Source organism: Cloacibacillus sp., assembly GCF_020860125.1.
Lineage (GTDB): Bacteria > Synergistota > Synergistia > Synergistales > Synergistaceae > Cloacibacillus.
Genome location: NZ_JAJBUX010000074.1, coordinates 1 through 8,477, shown reverse-complemented (window position 1 = coordinate 8,477; position 8,477 = coordinate 1). Strand labels below are relative to the sequence as shown.

Below are 8,477 nucleotides of genomic sequence, written 5' to 3'. Positions count from 1 at the left end.
TTTGGGCGGCCGCGACTTTTGTTTATATCTCCCTGGCTTTAGAATAAACCGGCGGGGGCGGGGGGTCAACGGGGGCCGGCCGCAACTTCTTATTCTTGTGATCTGGCGCTTTACAGAGCCGCTGTCAGTTCGTCGATATGCTCCTCTTTCGTCGCCCAGCTGGTGCAGAAACGCACCGCCGTGTGCGCCGCGTCCGTCGGCTGCCAGAGGGCGAAGGAATAGAGCGCTCCCCGAGCTTTTCGATGAGGCCGTTGGGCAGGATGGGGAACTGCTGGTTCGTCCGCGAATCGACGAGGAAGGGGTAGCCCTTCGCCGCGCAGGCCGCGCGGAGCTTCATCGCCAGCCGTACGGCGTGCTCCGATATCCTGAAATAGAGGCCGTCCTCGAAGAGCGTCTCAAACTGTATCCCCAGGAGCCGCCCCTTCGCGAGCATTCCGCCGCGCTGTTTCATTATGTAGCGGAAATCCCTTTTCAGCGTATCGTTGGTGATGACGACCGCCTCGCCGAAGAGTGCGCCGACCTTCGTGCCGCCGATATAGAAGACGTCGCAGAGGGCGGCGATGTCGGCGAGTGAATAATCGCAGAGCTCGCAGGCCAGCCCGTAGCCGAGGCGCGCGCCGTCCATAAAGAGCGGCAGCCCGCACTTGCGGCAGACCTTGGCGATCGCCTCAAGCTCCGCCAGCGTGTAGACCGTCCCAATCTCGCTGGGGTTTGAGATGTAGACCATCGCCGGTTGGGCGATGTGTTCGTGGGTCGGGTCCTTCCAGTGGCTCTCATAGACGCCCCGTATCTCGCCGGCGGTGACCTTGCCCTCCTCGCCGGCCACGGTGATGACCTTGTGTCCCGTCGCCTCGATTGCTCCCGTCTCGTGGACGTTGATATGGCCGCTCTCGGCGGCGATCACGCCCTGGTGGGGGCGCAGCGCGGCGGCGATGACCGCCAGATTGGCCTGTGTGCCGCCGACGAGGAAATGCACGTCAGCGCCGGGCATGCGGCAGAGCTCCCTTATGTAGCCGCGGGCCGCCTCGCAGTGCTGGTCCTCGCCATAGCCCGCCATCTGTTCCATGTTCGTGGCGGCGAGCCGCTCCAATATAAGGGGGTGGGCCCCCTCGCCGTAGTCGCATTCAAAACGGATCATTTTTCACACCTCGATTAAGATTACGCCCCTAGGGCGCCTATTTTCAATATGTCCCCTCGGGAAACGCGCGCAAACGCGGCATATTCCGCTATTGCAGGCGTTTCTTCCTGCTCTCCGCTTCCGGGTCCCGCTCGCAGTAGGCGCGGCGCTGCGTGAAATACTGCTCTACCGTTCCCGGTTTTACGGCAAACAAAGTCTCCCAGTATTCTTCTCTTCCCCGCACCTGCCAGTGAACGTCGCGCGTGTAGCCGCCCAGTTCCGAGGGGGTGCCGTTTTTCAGTATTTCGACCTGGCGCAGGTGCTCCTGCCAGAAGATCTTTTCCCATTTTAACAGAGGGACCAAATTACGCTGTGGAAAATCATAGATGCGTTCTCGCATTTTGACAAGCTGTTCGACGATACTTCGATTCGGACATTGCTCAAAGACGACCATGTGAAACTCCATATTCAAGTCTTGAACGATGGGTTCGTTATTCTGAAAACATTTTTCCGCCTTGGCGATAAGTTCGCTGAGTTTGGGGATACATCTTTCACGCGCGTTGTAAAAGGCAAGCTCATAAGCCATGCCCTCAAGGGCGGCTCCGACCTCCTGCGCCTCCATCACCTCGTTGATGGAGAGCTCCCGCACGATGACCCCCTTACATGGTATGATCCTCACAAGCCCCTCCGATTCAAGCTGTATCATGCAGTCGCGGTAGGGCGTGCGGCTGATGTTCAGCTCCTCAAAGATCTCCTTCTGGTTGATAGGGTCGCCGGGGCGCAGCTCTCCCGAGTTTATTTTTCGCTTTATATAGTCATAAAGTTTTTTTCGCAGCGATTCATTATGGAAAAATGACATAACTATTCTCCCTTTTGAAACTTGACAAAGTTTTTTCACAAGTATAACATAATCGCAGTTACATGCTACATGCAGCATGTAGCATAAAATTTCAAAAAGAGTCTGTAGTTTTGCTCCAAATGGTTGTGTATTACCTTTGATATTGCTTTGCTTAACTGTCAATGATAGAGAGGAAGCGGTGTATAAAATGCATGACAAGGCTGCAAAATTGTTTGAAATACCAGAATCTGCCCTCCCCTTCACGGATTTTTTTCTGAACGATGAAGAGTACCGTTTTCTCTGCGCGGCGGATGGACGGGACTACTCGATTGAAGAGCTCCATTCACTGCTGAAAAAACTAAAGATAACCGGCGATCCAGACGCCTTTATCAGAGAGGCCTATTCGCGCGGCGTCCTCGATAAGGCCGAAAATGGGGGGACCATTTTTTACCGTCCCGCCAATTTTTACCGGCGTCTGGCCTTTTTTGCTCAGTACGAGCCAGAGCTTTGGGCGAAGATTCCCGCGGAGGAGCGCAAAAAGATCGACGAATGGTATGTGGCACAGTATATGGAAAAGGCGAAGCCCCGCCTCGAAGCCGCGCTGATGGGAGAGGGGCTCATAGAGAACGCCTTTTTCTATACGCTCGAAGAGACGCTTGCGCTGATAGATTCCCTCGGCTTCGAGCCGTACGTGGCCCCCTGCAACTGCAAGAGCGTCGCGATGAACTGCGACAGGCCGCGCGGCGTCTGTATCCTCTTCAACAGGGAGATCAACTCCGAATGGGACCGCGGCCACGGAAGGCCGCTGACAAAAGAGGAGGCGAAGAAGATCATCATTCTCGCCGACAGGAACGGCCTCATGCACACCTCCGAGGAGATGGCGGCAATCTGCAACTGCTGCGGGGACTGCTGCTATCCCATCAGGGCTTCGCGCAGAATCGGCGCGCAGGGCGTATGGCCGAAGCGGAGATACCGTATCCTCTGGGATGAGAAAAAGTGCGTCGGCTGCGGCAAGTGCGCGAAGATATGCAACTTCCGGGCCTTCCGGCGCGCCGGCAAACGGGTGATATTTGAAGAAAGGGACTGCTGGGGCTGTACCGTCTGCAAAAACCACTGCCCCGTCGGCGCCATTTCGATAGAAAAAATCTAAAGGAGCGCCGCTCCGTCGGCCTCCTAAAAAAGGGAGTGTTGGATTCATGTTAACTGGCATCGACAACATCGTCATCGTATTTACCGTCATCGGCGTGCTTGGGATAGGCTACTACTTCTCCAAGTCGATAACCGACATGGAGAGCTATTATCTCGCGAACCGCAGCCTGCCGTGGTCTCTTGTGGTGGGAACGCTCGTCGCCTCATGGTACGGCGGCGTGGGCGTGGTGGGAACCATCGGCTACGCCTCCGTCTTCGGCATGGCCACCTGGTTTATCTGGTCCATCGGCGCTCATGCCGTCCGCTTTCCGCTCGCCCTCTGGGTCGGGCCGCGCATCCATGTGCGCGCCGACGTTACGATCCCCGACGTCATAGATCACGCCTACGGCAAGGCCGCGGCGGTGATCGCCTCGATATTCCTCTTCATGTACTGTTCGCAGCTGGGAGAGATAACGGCGACGGGATTTATCGGCGAGGCGGCCTGGGGCGTCAATAAGGTTTACCTCGGCATCTTCGTCGTCGTACTGACGATCGCGCTGACCTGCCTCGGCGGCCTTATGGGCGTCGCCGTAACGGATATGATCTTTTTCTTTTTCATGATAATGAGCGTCTGCATGGTCTTTCCGCAGATATATGACAGCGTCGGCGGTATGGCCGGTATCAGGGCGGCGACCGCGAGCGACCCCGCCTTTACAAGCCCCGTCGCGGGCATGTCCGTCACGAAGGCGCTGATGCTCGTGCTGCTCTGCATCAACGTCTACGCCGACCCCAGCTTCTACCAGCGTTTTTCGGCAAGCAACACGGCGAAGACCGGCCGCCGCGCGATGCTCACCTGCTTCTGCCTCTGGCTCATCTTCGACGCGGTCACCAATATCGCGGGCATGGTCGTGCACGTAAAATATCCCGGCGCGCAGCCGGAGCTGGCCTACGTGCAGATGGTGCTTTCGCATCTGCCGGTCGGCATCCGCGCCCTGTTTATAATCGGCCTCTTCGGCGCGATCATCTCAACGCTTGACAGCTACTACCTGATCGGGGGAACGACCCTCGCCAAAGATATCTACGCGAGGATCTTCGCGAAGGAAGAGCTCAGCGACAAAAAACTCGTCAACCTGAGCAGGCTCGGAGCCTGTATCCTCGGAGTAATCGGGCTCTGCCTGGCCTTCCGCTTCACGCTTGTCTACGACGCCTTCGTCTTCCTCATCAGCCTCTGGATGTCGACGGGCTTCGTCCCCGTGCTGATGGCGCTGATGTACAGCGGCAGAAAGACGCAGATGGCGGGGCTGCTCTCCATGGGAGCCGGCGGCCTCTCTTTCGCCTGGCTCTCGCTCTGCCCGGTGGTCATATCGGAGAGCTTCGGCGCCCTTGAACCGATACTCGTATCCCTGCCGCTCTCATTTATCTTCTGGATGATAGGCAGCAGGATTGGAAAAGAGACCGGCTTCGACGATCAGAAGACGATCAGATGTTAGGAGGATGGCGAAATGGCAAATAACGACAAAAACAACGAACTGAAAATATCCTGGATCGGAATAGACGGCGCGCTCTGCCTCTGCTTTGCCCTCGAGGCGGTATTTATCGGTTACTGCATGATGCACGACGTCGATATCGTGCTCGGCAGACTGCTGCCCTACAGCGCGATGCTCGTGACGCTGTGGATATTCCTCAAATACGTGGGGCAGGTCTTCGCCTTCTCCCGGGCGGCCGGTAAAAAACGGTGACCGCGTCGGGCCGCCGTTCCAAATAGCCGGTGTCCTGTATGATAATCAGGAACTTTGCCATAAAAAAAAGCCGCGAAGAGGCGAAGAGAGATGCGGCCCGCAAGGGCTTCATCGCCAGACTCTTCTCCGGAAAGGGAAAAGAGAATATCGTGATGAAGACCCTCTATATTGAAAACAGGCTCATCACCTTTGAGATAACCTCGCCGCCGCCTCTGTTCGAAAGGCTCTTCCGCCGCGGCGCGTTGCCACGGAAAAGTAAGATAGAGATGATCGCCAACGGCTCCACCTGCGGCGTCTCCTACTACGACCGGCGCGGCGTCGAGACCGTGGAGAGCGAGGTTGGCGAGGATGAGGTCCAGCTCTCCGATTTCTCCGACGAGACGCTCATAACGCGCGGCAACGCCCTCGTGCGCCGCATCCTGTGCCGCCGCGTCGGGGGGAATCTGTCGCTCGAGGTATTGAAGGTCGAAAGCGTCTTTCGCCCCTATCACGTCGCCTTCTTCGGCGAACCGCGGGAGGGCGCGAAGGTCTACTACCTTCCGATCGCCGCGGACGGCTGCAGCGTAAAACGGACATTTTAATAAAAACTTTTCAGCGATAAAACAGGGGGAATAATTGTGAACATGGCAACTGCGGAGCCGAGAGATATAAAAGAGGTCGTTCTTGATAAAGAAATAAGGCTTGAAGACCTAATCGCCGTGGCGAGATTCGGCGCGAAAGTCTCCTTCAGCGAAAATTACCGGGAGCGCGTCGACAGATGCCGCGCCCTTGTGGACCGTTTCGTCCGTGAGAAGCGTCGCATGTACGGCATCACGACGGGACTGGGGGAGAACGTGAAGCGGGCGATCCCAGAAGAGTCGGCGATCCGCTATCAGAAAAATACGATGCTGACCCACTGTACCACCGTCGGCGAGCCGATGGAAGAGGAGACCGTGCGCGGAATGCTCTTCATGATGCTTGCCAACGTGGGCAGCGGCGTCTCCGGCGCGCGCTTCGAGGCGCTGGCGCTGATCGCGGAGCTGCTCAACAAAGGCGTCACCCCGTGGGTGCCGCTGCACGGCTCCGTCGGCTACCTCGACGCGGAGGCGCACGCGGCGCTCGTCCTTACAGGAGAGGGGCGGGCCTACTACCAGGGCGAACTGCTCGACGGCGGCGAGGCGCTGCGGCGTGCCGGGATAACCCCCTTCACGCCGAGCTACAAAGAGGGGCTATGCTTCGTCAACGGCTGCACCTCAATAACCGCCATGGGGGCCATCGCGGCCTATGACGCGAGAAACCTCGTGGCCTCCGCCGACGTCATCGCCTCGTGCACGCTTGAGGCCTTGACCGCGAACCTCAAAGCCTTTGACGAACGGGTGATGGCGGTAAAGCCCCACAGGGAACAGGCCGCCACGGCGGAACATGTGAGAAAAATACTGGCGGACAGCGCCTTCTTGAAAGAGACCGGCGGCAAAAACCTCCAGGACGCGCTCTCACTGCGCTGCGTGCCGCAGGCGCACGGAGCGGCGAGAAAGACCGTAAACGACGCCGTCGCGGCGATCCAGACCGAGATGAACTCCTGCGACGACAACCCCATCATCCATCCGAGCGGCGAAGTGCTGAGCGCCTGCAACAGCGACTCCGGTTTCGTCGGCATTGAAAGCGACTCCATCTGCATCGCGATGGGCTACCTCGCGAAAATTTCCGAACGGCGCACCGACCGCATGGTCAACGAGCATGTGAGCGGCCTGCCGCCGTTTCTCGTGGCGAACCCCGGAGAGAACAGCGGCTACATGATCGTCCAATATTCCTCCGCGGGGCTGCTGGGTGAGATCCGCATGCTTTCACATCCGGCCTCCGTCGACTCCGTCCCTACCTGCGCCTTCCAGGAGGACTACGTGAGCATGGGATACAACGCCGCGATGAAAGCCTGCAAAGTTGTGAGGCTCGCGGAATACGTCCTCGGCAACGAACTGCTCACCGCGGTGCAGGCCGCCGACCTGCGCGTGCAAAAGGGGCTGCCGCTCTCCGAGGCGACCGCCGCCGTCGGCGCGGCGGTGCGCGAAAGGGCGCCCTTCATGGAAAACGATCACTACATCTCTCCCGATATGGAGTGGGCGCGCGAACTGGTGCACTCCGGCAGAATACGGGAGATCGCCGAACGCCGCATCGGAAAGATGTATTAGGAGAAAAAGATGGAGACGGCTTTTAAGGGCAAACGGGTACTGGTGACGGCGGGGGCTGACGGCATCGGCGCGGTGATCGCCGAGAGCTTTTACTGGGCGGGCGCCTCCGTCCACATCTGCGCCCGCACCGCGGAGAAGCTCGAACGGCGCGCCGCGGAGCTGCCGGGGCTCACATACACGCGGGCGGACGTCTCCCGCTTTGAAGATGTTGAGAGGCTCTTCGCGGATATAAAAGAGCGTCTCGGCGGCCTTGACTTTCTCATAAACAACGCGGGCGTCGCGGGGCCGACGGCGCGCGTTGACGAGGTCGAGCCGGAGGAGTGGCGGCGCACGATGTGTACAAATATCGACAGCCAGTTCTTCTGCGCGAAATTCGCCGCGCCGATGATGATAAAGGCGGGAGGCGGCGGAATCGTCAACATGGGCTCCACCGCGAGCCTCTTCGCCTATCCGCACCGCTCTCCCTACGCGGCCTCCAAATGGGCCGTCATCGGCTTCACCAAGACACTCGCCCTCGAACTCGGAGAATTCGGCATCAGGGCCAACGCCGTCTGTCCCGGCTGTGTCGAGGGTGAGCGGATAGAGGGCGTCATCAGGCGCGAGGCGGCGGCGCTGGGGATTTCGCCGGAGGCGGTACGCTCCGGGTACACCTCCCAGACCGCGCTGCGGACCTTCGTGGGGGCGCAGGACATCGCAGATATGTGCCTCTACCTCTGCTCGCCCTCGGGAGCGAAAATATCGGGACAGGTGATGACCATAGACGGCTTTACCGAGAACTGCCACAGCTAGGAAATCGGCGTTTATACGCACTAATATGGATAATTTGAAAATGTCCCCGCCCCTTGGCGGGGACATTGCCTTGCTGTCGCCGCACTTTAGTGCGCCTGTACTTACCAAGCCCCCAGTTATTTCGTTATTTGCACTTCTGATTTCTGATGAAGAAACTGAGCGCTTGGTGGGAAAACTATAAGTTCGAAAACTGAAATCGAAGATTTCCTTTCTCACTTATCACACAAAACGCAAAAACTCGCGTTTTGGTTCTCTGCTCACAAACGCCGATTTCCTATGGGTAGGCAAAAAGAGATAAATAGCGATTTAGCTTTTGACTTTGCCCTTAAAGGCGCCCTCTCCGAGGGAGCTGGCTCGGCGGTGTTTTTTCGCCGAGACTGAAGGAGTGTTGCTCTGTTTGGCGCGGGAACCGCGCCAAACAGAGCCCGCGGCGAAAGCCGCGGAAGAACATAAGGTCAACTCTCCCTCACCCCGCTTCGCGGGGAGCTCCCTCAGAGAGGGCGCCAAAAAACATTGTTACTTATCTCTTCCCTCACCCGAAGCTAAGCCGCTATTTATCTTTTACCTTACCGATTCGCCCTCTCCCTTATCACACAACTCAGCAATCCAGCAACCGGCCCCCAATACCCCAATACCCCCCCCCCCCAACCCCCCCGCATCAGCGCCGCAATGTCTCCAGACTCTACAACTCCCACAGATAA

At 58.2% G+C, this 8,477-nt stretch carries 8 protein-coding genes; 6 read left to right on the top strand and 2 right to left on the bottom strand.

The window, feature by feature from the left end:
- Positions 1-124 precede the first annotated feature (124 nt).
- Positions 125-1,138 carry an aminotransferase class I/II-fold pyridoxal phosphate-dependent enzyme gene (locus tag LIO98_RS09695; protein WP_291956205.1) on the bottom strand — a complete coding sequence of 338 codons (1,014 nt, stop codon included), beginning with the start codon at positions 1,136-1,138 and terminating at the stop codon, positions 125-127.
- A gap of 88 nt (positions 1,139-1,226) precedes the next feature.
- Positions 1,227-1,976: a GntR family transcriptional regulator gene (locus tag LIO98_RS09690; protein ID WP_291956202.1), complete on the bottom strand. Its 750-nt coding sequence runs from the start codon at positions 1,974-1,976 to the stop codon at positions 1,227-1,229.
- 187 nt (positions 1,977-2,163) lie between these two features.
- Between LIO98_RS09690 and LIO98_RS09685 the strand changes: the two genes are divergently transcribed.
- From LIO98_RS09685 to LIO98_RS09660, 6 genes are read left to right on the top strand one after another with little or no spacing between them, the layout of a single operon-like run.
- Positions 2,164-3,105 carry a 4Fe-4S binding protein gene (locus LIO98_RS09685; protein ID WP_291956199.1) on the top strand — a complete coding sequence of 314 codons (942 nt, stop codon included), beginning with the start codon at positions 2,164-2,166 and terminating at the stop codon, positions 3,103-3,105.
- Positions 3,106-3,151: 46 nt separating this feature from the next.
- Positions 3,152-4,573, top strand: coding sequence for a sodium:solute symporter family protein (locus LIO98_RS09680; RefSeq protein WP_291956196.1), 1,422 nt, complete (start codon positions 3,152-3,154; stop codon positions 4,571-4,573).
- A 12-nt stretch (positions 4,574-4,585) separates the two neighbouring features.
- Positions 4,586-4,822, top strand: a complete 237-nt coding sequence (locus LIO98_RS09675) for a hypothetical protein (RefSeq protein ID WP_291956194.1) — start codon at positions 4,586-4,588, stop codon at positions 4,820-4,822.
- 38 nt (positions 4,823-4,860) lie between these two features.
- Positions 4,861-5,403: a hypothetical protein gene (locus LIO98_RS09670; protein ID WP_291956191.1), complete on the top strand. Its 543-nt coding sequence runs from the start codon at positions 4,861-4,863 to the stop codon at positions 5,401-5,403.
- A 42-nt stretch (positions 5,404-5,445) separates the two neighbouring features.
- Positions 5,446-6,987, top strand: a complete 1,542-nt coding sequence (locus LIO98_RS09665) for an aromatic amino acid ammonia-lyase (RefSeq protein ID WP_291956208.1) — start codon at positions 5,446-5,448, stop codon at positions 6,985-6,987.
- Between the two features lie 9 nt (positions 6,988-6,996).
- Positions 6,997-7,776 (top strand): SDR family oxidoreductase, encoded by a 780-nt coding sequence (locus LIO98_RS09660; protein ID WP_291956188.1) that lies wholly within the window; start codon positions 6,997-6,999, stop codon positions 7,774-7,776.
- The last annotated feature ends 701 nt before the right edge of the window (positions 7,777-8,477 follow it).